The organism is Pontimonas sp. (assembly GCF_031581085.1).
In the GTDB taxonomy this organism is placed as follows: domain Bacteria; phylum Actinomycetota; class Actinomycetes; order Actinomycetales; family Microbacteriaceae; genus Pontimonas.
In genome coordinates this window covers 57,049-78,047 of sequence record NZ_JAVLBO010000001.1, presented here as the reverse complement: position 1 = coordinate 78,047, position 20,999 = coordinate 57,049, and the positions used below count along the sequence as shown (strand labels likewise).

19 protein-coding genes and 1 tRNA gene are annotated in these 20,999 nt (G+C 62.0%); 15 read left to right on the top strand and 5 right to left on the bottom strand.

Going from position 1 to position 20,999, the window contains the following annotated elements; all coding sequences use genetic code 11:
• The first annotated feature begins 466 nt into the window (after window positions 1-466).
• The 5 genes from RI518_RS00380 to RI518_RS00360 all read left to right on the top strand — a co-directional run bounded on the left by RI518_RS00380 (window position 467) and on the right by RI518_RS00360 (window position 3,495).
• On the top strand, window positions 467-1,108 hold the full coding sequence (locus RI518_RS00380) for a hypothetical protein (RefSeq protein WP_310689100.1): 642 nt from the start codon (window positions 467-469) through the stop codon (window positions 1,106-1,108).
• Window positions 1,108-1,485, top strand: a complete 378-nt coding sequence (gene rsfS / locus RI518_RS00375; RefSeq protein ID WP_310671191.1) for a ribosome silencing factor — start codon at window positions 1,108-1,110, stop codon at window positions 1,483-1,485. Before RI518_RS00380 ends, rsfS begins: the two co-directional genes overlap by 1 nt.
• A gap of 43 nt (window positions 1,486-1,528) precedes the next feature.
• Window positions 1,529-1,601 (top strand) — tRNA-Ala (locus tag RI518_RS00370).
• Window positions 1,602-1,656: 55 nt separating this feature from the next.
• Window positions 1,657-2,307, top strand: a complete 651-nt coding sequence (pdxH, locus tag RI518_RS00365; protein ID WP_310689099.1) for a pyridoxamine 5'-phosphate oxidase — start codon at window positions 1,657-1,659, stop codon at window positions 2,305-2,307.
• A gap of 141 nt (window positions 2,308-2,448) precedes the next feature.
• Window positions 2,449-3,495, top strand: a complete 1,047-nt coding sequence (locus tag RI518_RS00360) for an LLM class flavin-dependent oxidoreductase (protein ID WP_310671193.1) — start codon at window positions 2,449-2,451, stop codon at window positions 3,493-3,495.
• Window positions 3,496-3,585: 90 nt separating this feature from the next.
• Here RI518_RS00360 and RI518_RS00355 read toward each other — a convergent pair whose 3' ends face one another.
• Both RI518_RS00355 and RI518_RS00350 read right to left on the bottom strand, forming a co-directional pair.
• Entirely contained in the window at window positions 3,586-3,948 is a 363-nt protein-coding gene (locus RI518_RS00355; protein ID WP_310671194.1) for a rhodanese-like domain-containing protein, read from the bottom strand.
• 59 nt (window positions 3,949-4,007) lie between these two features.
• On the bottom strand, window positions 4,008-5,651 hold the full coding sequence (locus RI518_RS00350) for a cation:proton antiporter (protein WP_310689098.1): 1,644 nt from the start codon (window positions 5,649-5,651) through the stop codon (window positions 4,008-4,010).
• A 60-nt stretch (window positions 5,652-5,711) separates the two neighbouring features.
• Here RI518_RS00350 and RI518_RS00345 point away from each other — a divergent pair, with 60 nt between their 5' ends.
• Entirely contained in the window at window positions 5,712-7,007 is a 1,296-nt protein-coding gene (locus tag RI518_RS00345; protein ID WP_310689097.1) for a glycoside hydrolase family 3 N-terminal domain-containing protein, read from the top strand.
• Here RI518_RS00345 and RI518_RS00340 read toward each other — a convergent pair.
• Window positions 6,948-8,021, bottom strand: coding sequence for a phosphatase domain-containing protein (locus tag RI518_RS00340; RefSeq protein WP_310689096.1), 1,074 nt, complete (start codon window positions 8,019-8,021; stop codon window positions 6,948-6,950). The genes RI518_RS00345 and RI518_RS00340 overlap by 60 nt on opposite strands.
• 246 nt (window positions 8,022-8,267) lie before the next feature.
• Between RI518_RS00340 and RI518_RS00335 the strand changes: the two genes are divergently transcribed.
• The 5 genes from RI518_RS00335 to RI518_RS00315 all read left to right on the top strand — a co-directional run bounded on the left by RI518_RS00335 (window position 8,268) and on the right by RI518_RS00315 (window position 12,156).
• The gene (locus RI518_RS00335) at window positions 8,268-8,912 is read left to right on the top strand and encodes a TetR/AcrR family transcriptional regulator (RefSeq protein ID WP_310671198.1); all 645 of its coding nucleotides are present in this window, start codon (window positions 8,268-8,270) and stop codon (window positions 8,910-8,912) included.
• Between the two features lie 124 nt (window positions 8,913-9,036).
• Window positions 9,037-9,846, top strand: coding sequence for an ATP-binding cassette domain-containing protein (locus RI518_RS00330; RefSeq protein WP_310671200.1), 810 nt, complete (start codon window positions 9,037-9,039; stop codon window positions 9,844-9,846).
• Between the two features lie 9 nt (window positions 9,847-9,855).
• The gene (locus RI518_RS00325) at window positions 9,856-10,518 is read left to right on the top strand and encodes an ABC transporter permease (protein ID WP_310671201.1); all 663 of its coding nucleotides are present in this window, start codon (window positions 9,856-9,858) and stop codon (window positions 10,516-10,518) included.
• The gene (locus tag RI518_RS00320) at window positions 10,518-11,267 is read left to right on the top strand and encodes an ABC transporter permease (protein ID WP_310671202.1); all 750 of its coding nucleotides are present in this window, start codon (window positions 10,518-10,520) and stop codon (window positions 11,265-11,267) included. The genes RI518_RS00325 and RI518_RS00320 overlap by 1 nt, the downstream gene beginning before the upstream one ends.
• A 28-nt stretch (window positions 11,268-11,295) precedes the next feature.
• Entirely contained in the window at window positions 11,296-12,156 is an 861-nt protein-coding gene (locus tag RI518_RS00315) for an ABC transporter substrate-binding protein (RefSeq protein ID WP_310689095.1), read from the top strand.
• Window positions 12,157-12,376: 220 nt separating this feature from the next.
• On the opposite strand, the gene RI518_RS00310 is transcribed toward RI518_RS00315, so the two are convergent.
• On the bottom strand, window positions 12,377-13,057 hold the full coding sequence (locus RI518_RS00310) for a DedA family protein (RefSeq protein WP_310671204.1): 681 nt from the start codon (window positions 13,055-13,057) through the stop codon (window positions 12,377-12,379).
• A 132-nt stretch (window positions 13,058-13,189) separates the two neighbouring features.
• Window positions 13,190-13,993 (bottom strand): aminotransferase class IV, encoded by an 804-nt coding sequence (locus RI518_RS00305; RefSeq protein WP_310671205.1) that lies wholly within the window; start codon window positions 13,991-13,993, stop codon window positions 13,190-13,192.
• A gap of 12 nt (window positions 13,994-14,005) precedes the next feature.
• Here RI518_RS00305 and RI518_RS00300 point away from each other — a divergent pair, with 12 nt between their 5' ends.
• The 4 genes from RI518_RS00300 (at window position 14,006) to RI518_RS00285 (ending at window position 20,995) form a co-directional block, all read left to right on the top strand.
• On the top strand, window positions 14,006-15,361 hold the full coding sequence (locus RI518_RS00300; RefSeq protein ID WP_310689094.1) for an anthranilate synthase component I family protein: 1,356 nt from the start codon (window positions 14,006-14,008) through the stop codon (window positions 15,359-15,361).
• Between the two features lie 4 nt (window positions 15,362-15,365).
• Window positions 15,366-17,918 (top strand): leucine--tRNA ligase, encoded by a 2,553-nt coding sequence (gene leuS, locus RI518_RS00295; RefSeq protein ID WP_310689093.1) that lies wholly within the window; start codon window positions 15,366-15,368, stop codon window positions 17,916-17,918.
• Window positions 17,919-18,014: 96 nt separating this feature from the next.
• Window positions 18,015-18,722, top strand: a complete 708-nt coding sequence (locus RI518_RS00290) for an SLBB domain-containing protein (RefSeq protein WP_310689092.1) — start codon at window positions 18,015-18,017, stop codon at window positions 18,720-18,722.
• A 35-nt stretch (window positions 18,723-18,757) separates the two neighbouring features.
• On the top strand, window positions 18,758-20,995 hold the full coding sequence (locus RI518_RS00285) for a ComEC/Rec2 family competence protein (protein WP_310689091.1): 2,238 nt from the start codon (window positions 18,758-18,760) through the stop codon (window positions 20,993-20,995).
• Window positions 20,996-20,999 lie beyond the last annotated feature (4 nt).

Here is a 20,999-nt window from a genome sequence, read left to right as displayed (position 1 = left end):
GACTTCGCCCCCGGCGAGTGCGGTGCCCACTGCCGGCAGTGCCCCTCCTTCTCCTCCGGAGCCACCGGCCCAGACTCCGCCGCTCACTCGCCGGCAGCGCCGCGAGAGAGAAACAGCGCTCGCGACGGGCTCCATCCCGCTGACGCCAGAGCCGGGACCGCCAGAACCAGCAGCCCCAGCTCCCACCCCGCCAGCTCCTGCTGCACCAGCGCCCGCCGTGCCAGCGCCCGCCGTGCCAGAGCCGACCGCAGTCGAGGCCCCCTTCTCGACCCCTCCGATGAGGGACTACGGTGTTGACAATTACCCTGCTGTAGCGCCAGGTTCTCCACCGGCAGGGGCGTCATCCCCGACGCCCCCCACCACGCCACCTGCACCCGCCATGCCCCCTTCAGGTCCTGCGCGCGGTGCAGAGCCTGACTCGCGCACGCCCCCTGAGCGACTACTCACCCGACGCGAGCGGCGCGAAATGGAACTGCGGGGTGAGCCGGTGCCCGAAACGGGCAAGATTCCGGTACTGCCCGAACCCACTTCGCCAACGCGCGCGGGCGACGGGAGCGCCTCGTTCACCACGGGCCCCACGCCGGGTGTCTCGTTAGAGGCGAGTGAACACGACAGGGTCGGCCAACCACCATCGGTTGAGGCGAAGCCGCTTCCACCCGTATTTGGTCCGGGCATTGTTCAGGAAGACACTCACACAGCGGCGGCCCGCACAGTGGGCGTGGGCGTCGACGCCACGCACGCGCTGATTCTTCCCGTGGCACCGACGATGGACGTCTCAGGCCCGATGGGCGATACGGGTGAGGTCTTGGTCACCGGCAACATGCCACTGCCGCGTCACGTGTCGGAGCAGGCCCTCACGGGCACCCTCGAAATGGAAGAGGACCACAGCCCCTATGACCAAGCCGATGGCAGTAGTTTTACGACGCCGATTCGTGCAACCGACGCCGTGTCGTCGAGAACTATCCAGGTGGATCAACCGATGATTAGACGGCCGCGCTGGGGCGCGGCATCGATTGTTCTGGGTTCTTCGGCCGCCATTTTGGGCGTCACCGCGTTGGGTCTTCTCGCTCTGGCGTTGCTCACCGACATTGTCGAGTCGCCTTTCTAGTGGCGAAGGCGCAGGAGTCTCCCCTCCAGTTGGCCGCCTCGGCGGCCTGGGCAAAGGGCGCCGTAGATCCCGTTGCTCTCGACGTCTCAACCCGACTCGCGCTCAGTGACACGTTTCTCATCGTCAGTGGGCGCAGCGAGAGGAACACGCGGGCCATTGCCGACGGAATTGAAGAGGAGCTCCTGAGCGACGGAGTCAAGCTGTTACGGCGTGAGGGCAAGGCTGACGGGCGCTGGATTTTGTTGGATTTTGGGGGCCTCGTCGTGCACATTTTCCACGACGAAGAGCGCGGCTTTTATGCGCTCGAGCGGCTCTGGAAGGATTGCCCAGTACTCCCACTCGACCTTCCCGCGGAGCCTTCAGCCGCCAGCGAATAAGTGGGCCCAGGAGACCAGCTGGTGTAGTAATCTGGGGGCTTCGGGGCCTGTGGCGCAGCTGGTAGCGCACCTGCATGGCATGCAGGGGGTCAGGGGTTCGAGTCCCCTCAGGTCCACGATGGTGTCCTTCCCCCAGCCCCTTTGCATCTGGGCGCTTTTAGGCTGTGGCCTATGACTGAGCACATCGACCCGCTGGAGCGGCACACCGATTACGGCGAGATTGCCCTGGAGGAGGGGTCGCTCCTGTCGGATCCGATTGCCCAATTTCGGGTGTGGTTGCAGGAGGCAGACGACGAGGGAATCTACGAGCCCAACGCCATGGTGGTCTCCACCATCGACCCGGATGGCACACCCACGATTCGCACTGTGCTGTTGCGCGGGGTGAGTGATGAGGGCTTCGCCTTCTATACCGACTACACCTCGCAAAAGGGCGTCGCACTGGCGGCGAATCCCCAGCTGGCGGCGGTGTTTCCCTGGTACTCCCTGCACCGGCAGGTGAAAATCCGCGGTGTGGCGGAAAAAGTCTCCGAAGAAGATTCGGATGCCTATTTTTCCACTCGCCCCCGGGATTCGAGGATTGGGGCGTGGGCGAGCGACCAGTCGCAGCCGATCGACTCGAGGGCGGCGCTGGAAGAAAAGGTTCAGAAGATGGAAGAGAGCTTTGCGGGAGTAGACGATGTGCCGCGGCCAGAAAAATGGGGTGGCTTCCTCATTCGTCCGCGCTCCATTGAATTCTGGGCCGGCAGGCGCTCTCGCCTGCACGACCGGGTGCGCTTTGTCAGGCACGAGTCTGGGTGGAGTCCAGAGAGACTGCAGCCCTAAACACGGCACTCTCGGGTGTGGGTCTCACACCCCCTGACCGTACGGTCACCTCCCTCCCAGGCGATACTGACCCGGTGTGGGAATACTGTGGGGCACTGGCGCGTTAGCGTGAGTAGGTTTCCGGAAAGAAAGAGGTGTGTCGTGGGTCAGAGCATTGAATTAGGTATCGGCACTTTTGGTGATGTCACGGCCCGAGCTGACGGCAGCACCACGTCCTACGCCCAGGTGTTGAGAGATGTCGTGGAAGAGGCCGTACTGGCCGACGAGTTGGGCATCGACACGATTGATCTGGGTGAGCACCACCGCGATGATTTTGCGATTTCCTCCCCCGAGACCGTGTTGGCGGGCATTGCCACGAAAACCTCCCGCATCAAGTTGTCTTCCGGGGTGACGGTGTTGAGCTCTGATGACCCCATCCGTGTCTTCCAGCGTTTCGCGACCCTGGACGCGCTCTCTGAGGGCCGCGCCGAAATTATTGTGGGCCGCGGCTCGTTTACCGAATCCTTTCCCCTCTTTGGCCTCGAGTTGCACGACTACGAAGTGCTCTTCGAAGAAAAGCTGAACCTGCTCGCCGAGTTACTCAAGGAGACTCCCGTCACCTGGGAGGGAACAATTCGGCCACCGCTGACCAATCAAGACGTCTTCCCGAAGTCTCATTCGGGAGCAATCCGCGCCTGGGTCGGAGTCGGCGGAAGCCCCGAATCGGTGGTGCGCACGGCGCGTTACGGCTTCCCCCTGATGCTGGCGATTATCGGTGGCCCGCACGAGCGTTTCGCTCCGTATGCCGACCTGTACCGGCGCGCCATGGATCAGATGGGCCACGCCCCGCAGCCGATCGGTATTCACACACCGGGCCACATCGCGCAGACCGATGAGCAGGCGATCGAGGAAATGTGGCCCCACTATGAGCAGATGTTCGGTCGAATCGGGCGCGAGCGCGGTTGGGGCCCAATGACTAAAGAGCACTACCTCAATGAAGTCCACCACGGTGCCCTGGTGGTCGGTTCTCCAGAGACGGTGGCGAAGAAAATCGCGGGCGCCCTGACGTCAGTGGGGGCGAGTCGGTTCCACCTTAAATACTCGACGGGTCCGATGTCCCACAGCACCCTGATGCACTCAATCGAACTCTACGGAACACGGGTGATGCCGATGGTGCGCGAAATGGTCCAGGAAGCGGTTCCGGCCTAGTTCCCGGTCAATGACCCGTGACACGTGTGGGGGCCCCGCGACCACGTCGCGGGGCCCCCACACGTTCCTGCGTTGAGCTGCGGTGCCCCCTTACGGAGTGACGACCTCGATGCCGGATGCTTCTGAGGCATCGGCAACGCTTCCGCCGTTGGTCATATCGCTAAAGCCCATCTGGTTCATCTGGGCGATGGCTTGACCGGAGCGATTTCCCGATCGGCAGTAGATGAAGTAGTCCCCGTCTTGGTCGAGTTCCATTACCTGGGCGGCGAAGTCGGGTGACTGCACGTCGATGTTGACGGCACCCTCCAGGTGTCCGCTGGCGAATTCTGCCGGGGTGCGAACGTCAATAATCACGGTGTCCTGGCTCAGTTCGACTGGCTCGGCACTCGAGCAGGCGGCCAAGCTCGCGGTGACGCCCAACAGCACGGCGATGGTGGCAAAAAATCTCTTCACGGCTAACCCTTTCTGAAACGAATAGTGCTCCCAGTCTAGCAATACCCCAGGGGGTATTGCTAGCCATTCGTGTCGTGGGTTTTCAGCTGCGCTTTCACCCCGTCGATGATCGAGTGCGCAGCCATCTGGAAAGGTCTCACCACGGTGACGTGGGGATAGCCCTCGAATGTCTCTGCGGTCCTCGTATCGAGGGCAGTGAGGCAAATGGAGCCGCCAAACTCGAGGCGTTGGAGGGCTTCCAGCACGACCATATTGGTGGTGCGATCCGGCGCGGCACACACCACCGTCCGGGTCTCGTGCAGCGGTAGTGCTTTGATGAAGTCCGGATCGCTGGCATCCCCGTAAAGGGTGTCCACCCCGTAGGCGCCAATGGCTTTGAGTGCCCGAGGGTCGAGGTCGACCACGAGCAGTTCGCTACCCTCGTCGCGCAACCCCCGCACAATGTCTGAACCCAGCCGGCCGGCACCGATCACAATCGCGTCGTAGGGGTGGGACGTGTTCTGTTCCACCCCGGAGCCCTGAAAGCGCCGCTCAATGACCCGGGTGAGCGGCGAGAGCCATACCAGCAGGCGCTCCTGGTAGCTGATGAAGTAGGTGGACATGGTGATGGTGAATATGGCGACCAGGGTAATCAGGCTCAAGAGGTCGTCGTTTACCTGCCCGAGGCTATAGCCCAAGGCGACAAGAATCAGAGAAAACTCACTGATTTGGGCAATGGTGAGCCCCGTTTTGAGCGACACGGTCGCGCGGTAGCCCTGGGCCAGCATGACGGCCAGGACGATGACCGGCTTACCGATCAGGATGAACACCGTGACGATGAGTGCCGGCACAAGCTGGGAAATCGCGCCATCGAGAGTGAGCGAGGAGCCCAGTTCAATGAAGAAGAACAAAATCATAATGTCGCGCAGGCTCACCATCCGGGCGCCCAAACTCTCCCGGTAGGGCGTCGAGGCTAAGGCCACACCGGCGACAAAAGCGCCAATTTCCATGCTCAAACCCAGCCATGAGCTCGCCGCCGCGAGCATGACCGCCCAGGACACCCCAAAGACTAAAGTCAACTCTTGGTTTTTGGCCATCCACTCCAGCAGTCGTGGCAGCACCAGGCGAGACATCAGCGCCACACCCGCGAGAAAGAGAAGGCCGCCGCCGAGAGTCCAGGCAATCTCTGACGCAAGAGCCTGTTCGCCGGGTTGACCGAGCGTGACGATGGCGAGCATGGCGATGACGACCAAAATGTCTTGGACGATCAGGATTCCCACCGCAATGCGCCCGTGGAGCTGATCGAGCTCGCGCCGGTCGCCCAACAGCTTCACCACGATGATCGTCGACGAGAACGTCAAGGCCACCGCGATATAGACCGCGGAAGACGAATCCCAGCCCAGGCCCAGCGCGAGCAGATAGCCCAGTAATCCGGTGAGGAGCACTTGCCCTGCGCCGGTAATGAGGGCCACCGGACCAATGGCTCTAATGAGATGGATGTCGAGTTTGAGGCCGACGAGGAACAGCAAAATGGCGATGCCCAATTTTGCGAGAAGTTTGATTTCGTCTTCTGCGCTGACCAAACCCAAAAACGCGGGCCCACCCAGCACCCCGACGACGATATAGGCGACGATGACCGGTTGCCTCAGTAGTTTGGCCAAGAGACCACCGGCGAGGGCCAACCCGAGGACGGCCGCAATTTGCACAAATGTCTCGTTGACCATATCGCCACGCTACCAGCGGGGGTCCCCGGACCCCGGGGAATGGGGCGTTAACGTGGGGTAGTGCTTTCTCTCCGTTCGCCCAGTCGATGGCGCCACCCCCGACGCCTCTCCGTCATCACCCTGGTGAGTACCCTGCTGCTCTCTGGTTGTACGGGGGCGCTCACCGCGAGTCCCGGAGGAGACAGTCCACTCGGCGAGAGTCTCGCCTCGGACCCACAACCGACCGAAGACGCCTTTAGTTTCCCCGATCTAGACGGCGTGGAGGCCGAGGACCTGGACCCGGTCAGCGCTGTCGATCCGGCCGCGGACATCGTTGCGGGCTGGAGCCTGGAAGAAAAAGTCGCCTCGCTGTTTATGGTCCACGTCCCCGGAGATCGAACGGAGAACCACCAACAGGTGTTCGATACTCTCCCGGTTGGGGGGTTTCTTCTCCTCGGAGACAACATTTCCGGCAGTATCGACCAATCGCGTCCTTTTGTTGACTCCCTGCGGACCATGGCCGAGAGTGACCTGCTGATCGCGGTCGATCAAGAGGGTGGTGCGGTCCAGCGGCTTCGACCCGATGATTTCCCCAGTGCGAGCGAGCTTGGCGCCGAAGACGTTGAGGTCACCACAGAGGTGACCCGCGAGCGTAATCGTCTCGTGTTCGATGTCGGCGCCAACCTCAACCTCGGGGTGGTCGCCGATTTAAGCCCGGGAGAAGATGCCTACATCCACGACCGATCCTTTGGCTCTGAACCCAACGAGGTGAGCGACCGGGTCCACGCCGCCCTCCAGGGGTCAGTTGACGGGGTCGCGGTGGCCGTCAAGCACTTTCCCGGCCACGGGTTGACCGCCGAGGACACTCATCGGACCCTCGGTGTCGCCGAGGAGAGTTTTCAGCAGTGGGGCGATGGTCACGCGGTGCCTTTTCGGGCGGCCGTGGATCAGCAGGTTTCGCTGTTGATGCTCGGCCATTTGGTCATGGAGGACATCGATGATCAGCCGGCATCACTGTCTGCGTCGTGGGTTCAACTGCTGCGCGACCAGTGGGGCTACCGGGGGGTCATCGTGACCGACGATCTCTCGATGCTCGAAGACTCGGGCGACTCGCGCTTTGTGGACCCCGCCGAAAATGCCGTCGCCGCGTTTATGGCAGGCGCCGACATGGTCATTGACAGCGGGGGCCTTACCCTCCAGCAGACGACGAGTCGACTGGAGACCATGGTCGAGGCGGTCGTGGCAGCAGTCGATGACGGCGAGATGAGCGAGTCGCAGATCGACCAGGCGGCGCTTCGAGTTCTGAGGTTACGCGAATCACTCGGGGGAGTGGCTCGGCCACTCGAGGACACCGAGTCGGGCGAGCTCGACGGCTAAACCGGCACCGTTTGACGCGGATACCCACGGGGTGACCTCGGGGTCCAGGGTGCGATTGGTGTGAGAGCGGCCACCCGCGAGGAGGGCTTCTGGCGCCAAGAGCTCCCGAATGGCAATGGCTCGAACCTGGTCCGGGTGATTCATGGCGAAGCGCGAATACAGCTCCTCATCGTGCTGGCCGTCATCACCAATGAGAATCCAGCGCACGTGGGGAAAATCGGCGGCCAAGCGCTCGAGACTCTCTTTCTTGTGGTCGCGACCGCTTCGAAAGATTCGGTCGGTGGTGGGCCCCCAGTCGGTCAAGAGCAGTGAGCCCATCGGATAGAGGTGGCGTTTGAGAAACCGGCTAATGGTGGGTTGGACGTTCCAGGCGCCCGTGGAGAGGTAAATCACGGGGCAGCCCGGGTATTGGCGCACGGTGCGCTCCAGTAAGACGGCCATCCCGGGCACCGGGCGCCTCGCGTGTTCGTCTCGCACAAAAGAGTTCCAGGCGGCCAAAAAAGGTCGGGGTAAGGCCGTGACCATGACCGTGTCATCCACATCACAAATCACGCCGATGTCTTGGTGATCCGCGACGATGAACACTCGGGCGCGTACGGGAAGGCCGTCGCCCACACGCATCCACACGTCGTGCCAGCCTGGGCTGAGGGACACCTCGAGGGTGTGGTCGATTACCCCGCCGCGGTCGGCCTGGACGACGAGGGTTTGGCCGTCGGCTTGAAGGGTGACTTCGGCGAAAGGAATGGGAGCGGACGTAAAGGAACGCCAGCCACGAATTTTTTTGGGACCACTGGCTTCAGGGTCTGGCTTCGCCGCGAGAACCACTCGAGCGAGAACCCTGATCCAGGACGTGCTGCCGTAACCGCGGAAGGGGATGACCTGAGGAACCAGACCGCGTGCCAATCCGGAGCGCACGCGCCGGCGTTGGAACCAGTCTTCGATGCGGGCCGCCCGATGGATCGGGCTCTCAGGGTTGTGCGGAGGCTTGGTCGATCGGTCCTCCGGTCTGGCCACGCCCCCACTGTAGTTGGGAAAGCTGTTGTGGGGAATGTCTGTGGAAAATACAACGAGTTTCGATATTCCTGTTACGGGTTTGTTATTGTGGAGAGCAGTTCTAAAAAAGCGCCGTCGTCGCAGAGGTCTAATTGGCTACTAGCCGGTTAGCTTTTCAGGGCTCATTTAGAAAAAGGCCAGCTGGTACACAGCTATCTAACTGCTCGAGACGCCGAGCACGCGTCCACAAGACGGGAAGCACTGAGGGTGAACACGAAGAAATCGGAAGACAACATCATCGCGGGTTACGGCCCGGTCCGGGTTGCGCCCGTGCAATTGCGCAGCACAAAACGCGTGTCGAACATCTTGGACGCAGCGGCCGCCTACGTCGCCCAAAACGGGTACGAAACCCTCACCACCGCGGCTATTGCGGACACTAGTGGGGCGTCCATCGGCACCATTTACCGCTACTTTCCCGACCGACTGGCGATGCTCCAAACACTCGCCGGGCGAAACCAACAGCGCGCACTCGACGCGCTACGCGAGGCGATTCGAAGCGCCAAGCCCCGCACACTGAGCGCCGGACTGGACGTCGTCGTCGACTGTATGGAGGACCTGTTTCGAAACGAACCGGGTTACCGCTCGATTCGAGCCGGAGACCCCATCGACATCCGCCCGGTCAGTGAAGCGCGGATGGGCAACCAAGAGTTGTCCCAGGTCATGATCGAGGAATTTTCAGAGAGTATCGACATGCCGCTGGACTCGAAAGGGCGCCTCGCGCTGGAGACCGGAGTCGAGGCGCTCGATGCGCTCTTGACCCGAGCATTCCTCCGGGTCGAGCGCGGTGACAAGGCGATCATCGCTGAAGCGAGGCGGATATTTCACCTCATTGTGACCGACGCGGTGAACTGAGCCGACATTACAAGTTCCTGAGAGACTCCCAGAAAAGGGCGAATCTCGTGCCCGCCTCGGTAGTGGCCCTGGTTGACTGAGGGATTACGTCCACGGTCGGCCCAGCACGCGGAGAGTTTCGCCAATGATTGAGTATCGACGCGTGCACAAAACGTTTGCCGGGGGAAACGTCGCCGTGCGGGATTTTTCGCTCACAATCCCCAGTGGGTCACTGACGGTTCTCGTCGGGTCGAGCGGCTGCGGCAAAACGACGCTGCTTCGGATGGTCAACCGCATGGTCGAACCGGATTCGGGCAGCGTGCTCATTGATGACGAGGATGTGCGCCAGCGAGACCCCGTCACCTTGCGCCGCTCGGTCGGCTACGTCATGCAAAGCGGTGGCCTACTGCCCCATAAGAGCGTCCTGGACAATATTCAAACGGTCTCCCGCCTCGTGGGGACCCCCAAGGAGCACTCGAGACAGCGCGCGGGGGAACTGATGGACCTCGTGGGACTCGACTCCACTCTCGCCACGCGCTACCCCCAACAACTCTCCGGCGGCCAACAGCAGCGCGTGGGTGTTGCGAGAGCACTCGCGGTCGATCCCAACATTTTGCTGATGGACGAGCCCTTCGGTGCCGTTGACCCGGTGGTCCGACGCGACCTCCAGCGAGAACTGCTCGATATTCAGGCGAGGCTCGCGAAAACGGTGGTGTTTGTCACCCACGACATCGATGAAGCGTTCCTTGTCGCTGACCAAATGGTAATTCTTCGAGAGGGCGCTGAAGTGGCCCAACAGGGCACCCCGGAAGACATCCTCAGTAACCCGGCAGACGAGTTTGTGGCCTCATTTGTCGGCCACACCACGGCCGCACGGCGGCTCGAGCGCAGCGACAGCCACCCCGATGTCGTTGTGGATACCGAGGGGCGTATTCAGGGACGCCTCGAGCGTTAGGAACTCCTCGTGAGCTGGGTGTGGGACAACACTGACGCGATTGTGCGCCTGACAATCGAGCACGTGTGGCTCTCGACGATTCCGATTGTGCTGGGCGGCCTCCTCTCAGTACCCGTGGGCTGGCTGGCCAATCGCTTTCGGACTCTGCGCGGAGTCATCCTCGCGGTGGTGGGGATTTTGTACACCATCCCTTCGCTGGCGCTATTCGTCCTCATTCCTCCGCTCCTGGGCCTGCCGTTTCTCTCACCGCTGAACGTGATCATCGCGCTGGTCGTCTACGCGGTAGCCATCATGTCCAGAAACGCCGCCGATGCGTTTGCGAGCATCGACCCGTCTGCTCTTCGCGCGGCCACCGCCGTGGGATACGGCCCCTGGCAGCGCTTTTTCCAGGTCGAGCTTCCCCTCGCGGGCCCTGTGTTGGTTGCGGGATTGCGTGTCGTCGCCGTCAGCACCGTGTCGCTGGTCACCGTTGGAGTGTTGGTGGGGGTGCAAAGCCTGGGTTATTTCTTCACCGACGGATTTCAACGTCGTATCGAAGCAGAAATTCTCACCGGAATTGTGATGACCGTGTTCGTTGCTGCCCTGTTTGATGCCGCACTCGTCCTGGCCGGGCGCCTCGGAATGCCGTGGGCACGATTGGCGATGGCTCGAGCCGGCCAGGAGGTGAGCTAATGGACATCTTCAACGACGCGATGCTGTGGCTGACCGACCCGGAAAACTGGGCCGGTGCGGGGTCAATCCCCGTTCGCACGCTCGAGCACCTGACCTTTACCGCGCTCGCCGTGCTGGTCGCCGCGATCATTGCCGTGCCCCTGGGCTACTACATCGGCCACACCGGCCGGGGACGGGTCCTCGCGGTGGGGACTGCGGGTGCCGCCAGAGCGCTGCCCACCTTCGGGTTAATGCTCTACCTGGTGTTGATCTTTGGCGTATCCGAGCGAGCGACCGCCGCCACCGTCGCACTGGTCCTCCTGGCGATACCACCCCTTTTGGCTGGCGCTTATGCGGGTGTGGATCAAATTAACCGGGCCACTATTGACGCCGCCAAAGCCCAAGGAATGACCGACTGGCAGATACTCACCCGAGTCGAAATACCGCTTTCGTTGCCACTACTGATCGGTGGTGTGCGCGGGGCCACGCTTCAAGTGGTCGCCACGGTCACCCTCATCGCGTATGTCGGCCTGGGCGGGCTGGGCTACGACATTATTCAGGGGATCCCGCTTCGCCGGCTAGATCAAATGGTGGGAGCAGCGCTGCTCATCATCGCCCTGGCGCTCGTCATTGACGGGCTGCTGGCAGTTCTCACCCGATTGGCCACCCCGCACGGGGTGAGCACAGGTCGAGGTGTTGATGTCCGGGCGCGCGAAAAACGCGTTGACCGGTCAGGCAGGCTGTCGCCTGCCACCCGTGTGACACAGTGAACAACAAGGAAGAGAGACACACCACACAATGACATTACGACGCAACACACTCCTGATTGGTGGGCTGGTGGCAACCGCTGGCCTGCTCGCGGGTTGTAGCACGGAAGGGTCCACCATCGTGGTGGGTTCGCAGGCTTACTACTCCAACGAAATCGTCGCCGAAGTGTATGCCCAGGCCCTCGAGGCCGATGGGCACACCGTGGAGAGAAACTTCCAAATCGGTCAGCGCGAGGCCTACCTCCCCGCGCTCGAGGCGGGCGAAGTGCAGTTGTTCCCGGAATACACCGGCAACTTGCTGCAGTACTACTCGCCCGATGCAACGGCGACCCAGGCCGATGAGGTCTACTCCCAGTTGCAGGGCGCGCTGCCAGAAAACCTACAGGCGCTCGCGATGTCCCCGGCGACTGACCAGGACTCCTACAACGTCACCGCTGAATTCGCCGAGGCCAACGGTCTTGTCGAAATCGGCGACCTCGCGGGAGTGAGTCCCCTGGTCCTGGGTGGTGCTCCTGAACTCGAAGAGCGCCCCTACGGCCCCGACGGTCTGCTAGAGACCTACGGTGTCGAGGCTGACTTCAGTGCCACCGGTGAAGTCACCCTCGAGGCGTTGCTCTCGGGAGAGGTCCAGGTCGCCAACATTTACACCGGTAACCCCGCGATCGCCGCCGAGAATCTGGTGACCCTGGCCGACCCAGAGGGACTATTCCTCTCGTCGAACCTGGTCCCCATTGCCTCCGAGGATGTCGCGGATTCCATCGCGCCAGTGATCAACCCGATCAGTGAAGCGATGAGCCCCGGTGACCTGGTTGCGATGAACCTGCAGTCAACAGCAGACGGGATGTCTTCAGCAGATATCGCCGCCGAGTGGTTGGCAGAAAACGGCTTCTAGGGAGCCTAAAAAACTGGGGGGCCTGGGACACCAGGCCCCCCAGCTTTTTCTGCCGACTCCGCTGGTCCTGCCCACCCTGAGCAGTCGTCACGCGGCAGTCGTCACGGGGCAGACGACACGGGGCTTAGGGCACGGGCCCGAGGGTGTGCGGGTTTCGATGCTGCGGGTCTCGATGTTGCGGGCCATTCGCTGCCTGCCGCCGGGGCTCCCAGTGGCGGGGTTAGCGCGATGAACCAGCCGAGTCACCGGTAATCTCGGTGACGTCTTCTCCCGCAGAACGGTTCGTGAAGCGCATCAGGAAGTGTTTGACCACCCAGACAAGAAGCGAGAAGACCACGAAAATTCCGATGAAGACCCAGCCGGCCCAGTCAAACTGGTCCTTTAGCTCCCGGTATGTCTCGGCAGCACCCGCTCCTACCGAGACGTAGATAAACGACCAAAGCGTGCAGGCCGGTGTCGTCCAGGCCATAAAACGCCGGTAGCGCATTGTCGACATTCCGGCGACCATCGGAACAACGGAGTGAAAAACGGGGAGGAAGCGCGAAATAAACACCGCAATTCCACCACGACGGTCCACGAAGCGATCCGCCTTCGCCAAACGCTCGGGTCCAAGGCGTGCCCCCAGTGTTCCGCCGCGCAGTTTGGGCCCAAAATAGCGACCAATGGCGAAGCCGATCGATTCGCCCACCAGCGCTCCGGCGATAATCACCACCGCCAGTGACAGGTATTCCAAAATGCCATCGACACCGGTCGATGCGACCAGAACGACCGTGTCGCCGGGGACGATAAGTCCCACCAGAACGCTGGTTTCCAACATGATGGCGACGCCGGCAAGAACAGTCCGAAGCACCGGATCTATGTCTTGGATAAAGCCCAAGAAGCTATCGATTGCCTCGTTCATTGGCTCTGATTCTACTGTTGGAAAGGTGCCAAAGCTTCGGATGTCCTGCCATTGGCAGGCCCATGCGGGTGACGGGCGACTGGGCGCCGCTGTGGCCGACGTCGGGCCAGTTGCCCCGGGGGTGCGGATTGCCTACTTTCTCTCGCCCGAAATCTCCACAGATGCGGGTGCCCCGCGCTGTAACCACTCTCGCTGGTAGTCGTCTCGAATACCGGAAGGAGCCAACAGGCTCGGTCCCTCACGCCAGGACACCGCGTGTCGGATACCGTGCAGGGCGGATAACACCCACACTTCTAGACCGTCTAAGTCGTCTGGCCGAAATCGCTCTTGAACCACGGTGACACCGCGGGTGTGAGCAATATCGGCAACGACCGATTCGGTGACACTCGCGATACGCGGCTCTTGTGGTCCCATCGAGTAAAGAGTTCGCCGGTCTGGCGACCAGGCCATGACGGTGCTGTAAGCGCCCTCACAGACGTAACCGTTTCGGACAATAATCGCCTCATCGGCGCCGCGTTCAGAGGCTTCCCCACGCAGGGCGAGCAGCGCCTCGAGGTCGGGCCCTTTCGTTCGGGGGTATTTCCTGGGGTCGAGCCGCGCTGTGGCCAGCACCGCCCAATCTGTGACGGCTGGCCGAGGGCGAAGTTGGTAGCGAAAGGTCCACTGGTCGCCAGTGCCGATGAGGTCAATGCGGGGAAACCACGAACCCTCGGTGGGTAGTTGCCCCAGTACCGCATCGACAAACTCCCGGGAGGACTCGTGGAGTCGGGTGTGGGGCTCAATTCCGGTAAAAAAGCGCTCGAGGTGTCGATCGAGTGCGACCACTTTGCCGTCTTCTACGCGCCACGAGTCGGCGACCACAACAGATTCGACCGGAGTGGCTTCCGAGGGGATGAGCTGGGCATTTGACCAAAGGAAAGTCTGGTGCCGAGACATAGGCTAAAGGCTATGGCCATTCGGGCATTTCGGCGAGAACTTTCTGCACCGACCACAGCGGAGCAGGTCTTTCACGCGGTGTTCTCCTCCGACGACTGCCTGGTGTGGGTGGATGTCTCGGGCCCGTCCAAACCACCCCACAGTGTGCTCGGGAGGGGTGAACTGCATGAACTCTCGGGCCCAGACGCCCTGGAAGACCTGCGCAGACTCTGGGTAGCCAACGCGCTAGAGCTCGGGAAGGAGCGTGTTCCCCTGGGGCTCATGGTGGTCCTGCCCTACGACCTCAGCGCACTCACACTGCAGCACCCCGGCGAGTGGCGGGTACCAGAAGACTGGGATGAACCCCTGCGGGTCGTCGCCCTGCACCAGAGCATCAGCGTGGACTGGTCGAGCGGTGTTGCAACCGCGTGGATGCGAGGTGATGACGAAGAGGATTTTGACCACGAGGAGTTCGACCACTACGTGCGGCGCGTAGAAAAAGCGCTGGCGTCACGTGCAACACCCACCAGCGATGTGCCTCAGCCGGCGGGTCGTGCACGCTGGCGAGATACACCCCCGGCCTACCGGGGGATGATTGCGAGTGCCCGGGAGGCGATCAGGGACGGTGAGGCTTACCAACTCTGTGTGACCACGCAGGTCACGGTGGACTCAGACCTGTCGGATTGGCAACTCCACAGCCTGCTTCGCCGGGTCTCTCCCGCACCCCACCAGGCGCTGTTGCGCCTCGGGGGAGTCTCCATGGTGTCGGCCTCACCGGAAACGTTTTTACACCTCGATCGTGACCGAACGCTCACCACCCGACCGATTAAAGGCACCCGGCCACGAGGGGAGAGCGAAGAAGATGATCAGCGTTTGATGACCGAGCTTCTGCAGAGCGAAAAAGAACAGGCCGAAAATCTCATGATTGTCGACCTGATGCGAAACGATTTTTTGCAGGTTTGCGCGGTCGATAGTGTCCGGGTCGCAGGCCTTTTCGAGGTGGAAACATTTTCTACCGTGCACCAGTTGGTCTCGACGGTTACCGGTGTTCTCGACGAGGGGTACGACGGAATCGACGCGCTGAGAGCGTGTTTCCCGGCGGGGTCGATGACAGGTGCACCCAAATCGCGCGCCGTGCGCCTGTTGACCGAGTGGGAAAGCGGCCCGCGGGGAATCTATTCGGGGGCGTGGGGCTGGCTGCACCCCGATCTCTCGATGGAATTAGCGATGACTATTCGCACGGCGATCTTCGCCGATGGTGTGGTTCGGATCGGTACAGGCGGGGGAATTACCTGGTCGTCTCAGGTCGACGAAGAAATTGCCGAAGTGGGACACAAAGCAAAAAGCCTCTTGGAGGCGCTCGGTGTGTCCACCATTGCGTATTCTTAACTCAATGACTGAGTCCACACCCCCCGAAACGGGCGAAAGCTTCGATTTTCGTGTTCTCGAAAAGAAGTGGTCGGCCATTTGGGAACAACTCCAACCCTTCACCATCGACGACCCCAATGACCAGAGGCCTCGCAAGTACATCCTCGACATGTTCCCCTACCCGTCGGGGGACCTGCACATGGGCCACGCCGAGGTCTATGCCCTAGGCGACATCGTCGCCCGGTATTGGCGGCTGCGCGGTTTTCAGGTCCTCCACCCCATTGGTTGGGACTCTTTTGGCCTTCCGGCGGAAAATGCTGCCATCCAGCGGGGGGTAGACCCACGGGAGTGGACCTACCAAAACATCGATCAGCAGCGCCAGTCGATGAAGCGCTACGCGACGTCCTTTGACTGGTCTCGGGTGTTCCACACCTCGGATGAGGGCTATTACCGCTGGAACCAGTGGCTGTTCTTGCGCATGTATGAAAAAGGGTTGGCCTACCGAAAAGACTCGTGGGTGAATTGGGACCCGGTCGACCAAACCGTGCTGGCAAACGAACAGGTGCTTCCCGATGGCACGTCCGATCGCAGTGGCGCGGTCGTCGTCAAGAAAAAACTCACCCAGTGGTATTTCAAGATCACCGACTACGCCGATCGGCTCTTGGACGATTTGAATCAGCTGGAGGGTCGCTGGCCCCAAAAGGTCCTCACCATGCAGCGCAACTGGATTGGTCGAAGCCACGGTGCGCAAGTCGACTTTGTGATTGAGGGACACCCGGAGACCATCACCGTGTTCACCACCCGTCCCGACACCCTCTTTGGCGCCACATTCATGGTCGTCGCCCCCGAGTCGGACCTCGCCGGCCAACTCGCCGCGGGAGCCTCGAGCGAGGTTCAAGCACGCTTTGGCGACTATCTCGAAACCGTCCAAAAGTCGTCGGAAATTGAACGACAGGATCAGACTCGGGAGAAAACCGGGGTGTTCTTGGAGCGTTGGGCGATCAACCCCGTCAACGGCGAGCGTATTCCGGTGTGGACGGGCGACTACGTACTCGCCGACTACGGCACCGGCATCATCATGGCCGTTCCCGCCCACGACCAGCGTGACCTCGACTTTGCCACCACCCACGACCTGCCGGTTCGGGTGGTGGTCGATGTCACCGCACCCGTCACGGGCGCGGTGCCGGTGGTGACTCAAGAAATGCTGGATTCCGGTGAAGTACCCGAACTCGACCCTGTGGCCAGTGGGGTCGCACTGGCGGGCAAAGGCCGAATGATTAATTCGGGTCCGCTCAATGGTCTCAGTAACGACAACGCCATCACGCGCATGGTGGAACTGTTGGAAGAAGCGGGAACAGGTCGCGCCACAAAGACTTACCGTCTTCGCGACTGGCTCATTTCCCGGCAGCGCTACTGGGGGACACCGATTCCCATTGTGTACGACGAAGACGGCAACGAGATTGCGCTCACCGACGACCAGCTACCGGTCACCTTGCCGCCCAGTGAGGGCTTGGATTTACGGCCCAAAGGCGCCAGCCCGCTCGGGGCGATCGACGACTGGGTAAACACCCAGTGGAATCAGAAACCGGTCCGACGTGACGCCGACACGATGGACACCTTCGTGGATAGTTCCTGGTACTTCTTGCGCTTTTTGAGTCCCCACGACGACACTCAGGCTTTCGATCCCGCCGAAGTCGATAAATGGGCTCCGGTGGACCAGTACGTGGGTGGCGTGGAACACGCCATCTTGCACCTGCTCTATGCGCGATTCATCACGAAAGTCCTCTTCGATTTGGGGTACTTAACCTTCACCGAACCCTTTACCTCGCTACTCAACCAGGGCATGGTCATTTTGGACGGTGCCAAGATGAGCAAATCGAAGGGTAACGTCGTCTACTTTTCCGAAGAGCTCGACAATTACGGCGTGGACGCGGTGCGCCTGTCGATGGCGTTTGCCGGACCGCCCGAAGACGACATTGACTGGCGAGACGTCTCTCCGGTGGGCTCACAGAAATTCTTGGCACGCGCGTGGCGTCTCGCCAAAGACGTCCAGAGCGCACCGGGAATTGCCTTCGGTAACGGCGACGCGGCGCTGCGTCGGGCGACCCACCACGTGTTACACGACCTGCCCTTTCTGATTGAGTCCTTCAAATTCAATGTTGCGGTGGCACGGTTGATGGAACTGGTCAACGTGGCACGAAAGACCGTCGATCAAGGGCCGGGCGGTAGTGACCCGGCCGTTCGAGAAGCCACTGAAGTCATCGCCATGGCCCTGTCGATGTTCGCGCCGTACACGGCGGAAGAGATGTGGGAAATCCTGGGTTTTGACCCCAGTGTTGCCCACGCCAGCTGGCCAAGCCCCGACAACACTCTCCTGGTCGAAGAGTCCGTCGTCGCCATCGTGCAAATCAACGGCAAAGTCCGCGCACGCCTCGACGTGTCGCCCTCGATCGGCTCGGACGAACTGCGCGAGAGGGCGCTCTCCGATGAGACCATCAGCGGCCTCGTGGAGGGCAGGGAAATGAAGAACCTCGTGGTGCGACCACCGAAGATTGTGAGCATCCAACTCGCCGAATAGCTCTTCGTAGTCCACACCCCCGAGCAGGTGGTGGGGACCCCACGACCTGGAGTGTGAGTTGTCACCCCTCATGCTGTGGCGGGGACACTGGCCGCCATGGCGACATGGGGTGGCACACGCGAGTTTTTCCATACACCCGGGCAGCGCTGGGAATTTCCGCAGGTCGACGATGAGAGCCCGGTAGCCACCGGTACCGCAGCAGACTCCTTGGCAGAGCAGGAGCAGCCCGCCCGATTACCGTCTCGCTATCGCCTGGCCGTGGCCGGAGTAATCGGCGTGGTCATTGTGGGCTGCGCTATTGCCGCGATCGGCGTCCTGAGTCAACGCTCCACTGCCCCGATCGAGCAAAGCCTCCCGTTATCCAGCCAAGAGCAGACCGCCGTCGAAGCGGCACCTCTTCTCGTCCACGTCAGTGGAGCGGTCAAGGCTCCCGGAGTGTTGGAGCTCGAGGGTGGCGCCCGGGTGTTTGACGCAGTCGATGCCGCCGGGGGTGTGACCGGTGACGCCGATGCTGATCAGATCAATTTGGCTCGGCCACTCATGGACGGCGAACACATCATCATTCCTCGAGAGGGTGAGGTCTTAGGCCAAAGCGGAGACACGGCTGGCGGGGAGCCCATTTCTCTCTCCCGCTCCCCAGCGGATGTGCTGATTGAACTGCCCGGTGTGGGTCCCGCGACCGCAGAGAAAATCATCTCCTGGCGGGAAGAACACGGAGGCTTCACGAACGTCGATGATGTCTTGGCCGTCTCCGGGATTGGACCGGCCACCCTGGAAGGTTTTCGCGACCAGGTCGTGCCCTGATGGCGCCCCACTCCCCGCCCCCTCGAGACTACCGATTGCCCGCACTGGCAGTACTGACCTGGTTGCAGATCCTGCTCAGCATTGCCTCACCGGTGTGGGGGGTCGGGCTGGGCCTTTTTGGGGTACTCGCACTGGCTGCTGGCTGGTCAAGGCTGGGAACCCACCGCGGGTATCGACACGTCGCGGTGTTCTGGTTGGTCTCACTGTTGGGGGTAGGTGCCACGCTCGCCCACGAGAGCCTCCGAAATCCCAGTGTCTTAACCGAGAGAGACGGCACTGGCGGCCACCAGCTGGTGGTCGAAAACGAGAACACCCTGAACCCGGGCGATCGCTTTGTGTCCGTTCGGATTCTCCAGGCGGCAGGTCAAGACACCCCTCGGGTCCGAGCGACGCTGTTTGTTGAGCCCTCCACCGAGCGGGTCCCCCCGGGCGCACTCATTGAGGTCACCGGGAGCCTGCTGTCCACGTCGGCAATGGATGCCACCGCGTGGCGGGTTTTTGCCTCGAATCACACGGTGATCCAGCCGAGTAGTTGGTGGCAGGCCGGAGCGGATCGTATGCGCGAGAGATTTCTCGAGCGCTCCCTCGCCCAAGGAGGGGACGGTGGCGCATTACTGCCAGGGCTCGCCCTGGGTGACACGACGGGGGTGTCGGAATCGCTGGAAGCCGATATGCGCACAGTCTCTCTCGCCCACCTGGTTGCGGTGTCCGGGGCCAACTGCGCGCTGGTCGTGGGAATTGCCGTGGCGCTTACCGCTCTCCTCGGAGGAGGGGTGCGCACCAGGTTGGTGGTGGGGGTGTTCACCCTGGTGGGTTTTGTGATCCTGGTCACCCCAGAGCCCAGTGTGATCCGGGCAGCGGTAATGGCCACCATCGCGCTCGCCGCCATTGCCTGGGGGCGACCCAGCCAGGGTATGGCGGTGCTCTCGCTCACGGTCTGGGTGCTCTTACTGGCCGATCCTTGGCGGGCTGTGGAATTTGCGTTCGTGCTCTCGGTGGCAGCAACAGCGGGAATTGTGTTGGGTCTTCGACCGATGGCGGGAGCCCTGACTCGAGTGATGCCGGCGTGGTTGGCCTGGTGGGTGGCGCTCCCTCTCGTGGCGCAGCTCGCCGTCCAGCCCATCATCGTCCTTCTTCGTCCCACCCTTCCGCTCTACGCCATCCCGGCCAACGTGTTAGCCGCGCCTTTTGTGCCGGCCGTGACGATCTCTGGACTGGTCGGCAGTGTGTCATCGGGTGCATGGCCGTGGCTCTCCTGGCAGGCGGCGGCCATCGGCTGGTGGCCCTCCTCGGCGATTGCCGCCATTGCCCGCTCCACTGCCAGGGCCCCGGTGGCCGAACTGCCGTGGTTCCACGGGGTGGCCGGGGTACTCGCCGCAGCGGCCCTCTCCACGGTGGTGTGGTGGGCGATTTGGCGAAGACGAATCGCCGTCGCGGGACTGGGCGCGATGATTGTCATCATCGCCACCGTGGTCACCTCCAGTGCGCCGCAGATTGTGGCGAGGCTCGCCAGGCCCGCTCAGTGGCAAATTGCCCAGTGCGACGTGGGCCAGGGAGACGCCCTCGCGCTTCGCACGTCGCGGGGCGTGTTGGTGATCGACACCGGTGATGACGAACACCTGCTTCGAGCCTGCCTCGCCGTGTTGGGGGTATCGAAGGTGGAATGGTTACTGCTCAGCCATTTCGACAGAGACCATGTGGGCCAATCGGCCGTGTTCCACTCCCGGGCCGACACGGTGCTGACCGGTTCACCAGACAACGCTGAAGACCTCTCACGGCTTGCCGACCTCGAACAATCGGGTGCGACGATTCGACACCTCCGTGCAGGCCAACGCGTTGACCTGGGCGACTACACCCTGCACGTGCTGTGGCCATCGGATCAGCCCCTCGCCCAGCCGGGAAATGATTCGAGCCTCGTGGTGTGGTTAGAGCCACACCAACCAGAGGGAGTATCGATGGTGGCGCTTGGTGATCTGGGTGAAAAAACCCAATCCATGCTCCGCTCGCGCCTGCCCGAAGACCCCATCGATGTCGTGAAGGTCAGCCACCACGGTTCCGCAGACCAGTCTCGTGGCCTCTACCGCGACGTCGGGGCGCCCATCGCCCTGATCGGGGTGGGCGCGGATAACGACTATGGACACCCCGCCAGTTCGTTGACGGGCTTTCTCGATTCGCTGGGCACCCACGTGTTGCGCAGTGATCAGCGTGGCACTCTCACCCTGCACCGTGGCGAATCGGGTGTCATCGAGCTGTGGTCTGAGCGCGGTGGCTAGGCTG

Bases quoted from the DNA above. Each gene is read 5' to 3' on its own strand.
- RI518_RS00380 (WP_310689100.1), top strand. From the start codon at position 467: ATGGAACTGCGGGGTGAGCCGGTGCCCGAAACGGGCAAGATTCCGGTA.
- RI518_RS00315 (WP_310689095.1), top strand. From the start codon at position 11,296: ATGACATTACGACGCAACACACTCCTGATTGGTGGGCTGGTGGCAACC.
- RI518_RS00320 (WP_310671202.1), top strand. From the start codon at position 10,518: ATGGACATCTTCAACGACGCGATGCTGTGGCTGACCGACCCGGAAAAC.
- RI518_RS00310 (WP_310671204.1), bottom strand. From the start codon at position 13,057: ATGAACGAGGCAATCGATAGCTTCTTGGGCTTTATCCAAGACATAGAT.
- RI518_RS00330 (WP_310671200.1), top strand. From the start codon at position 9,037: ATGATTGAGTATCGACGCGTGCACAAAACGTTTGCCGGGGGAAACGTC.
- RI518_RS00290 (WP_310689092.1), top strand. From the start codon at position 18,015: ATGGCGACATGGGGTGGCACACGCGAGTTTTTCCATACACCCGGGCAG.
- pdxH (WP_310689099.1), top strand. From the start codon at position 1,657: ATGACTGAGCACATCGACCCGCTGGAGCGGCACACCGATTACGGCGAG.
- RI518_RS00300 (WP_310689094.1), top strand. From the start codon at position 14,006: ATGGCCATTCGGGCATTTCGGCGAGAACTTTCTGCACCGACCACAGCG.
- RI518_RS00305 (WP_310671205.1), bottom strand. From the start codon at position 13,993: ATGTCTCGGCACCAGACTTTCCTTTGGTCAAATGCCCAGCTCATCCCC.
- RI518_RS00350 (WP_310689098.1), bottom strand. From the start codon at position 5,651: ATGGTCAACGAGACATTTGTGCAAATTGCGGCCGTCCTCGGGTTGGCC.
- leuS (WP_310689093.1), top strand. From the start codon at position 15,366: ATGACTGAGTCCACACCCCCCGAAACGGGCGAAAGCTTCGATTTTCGT.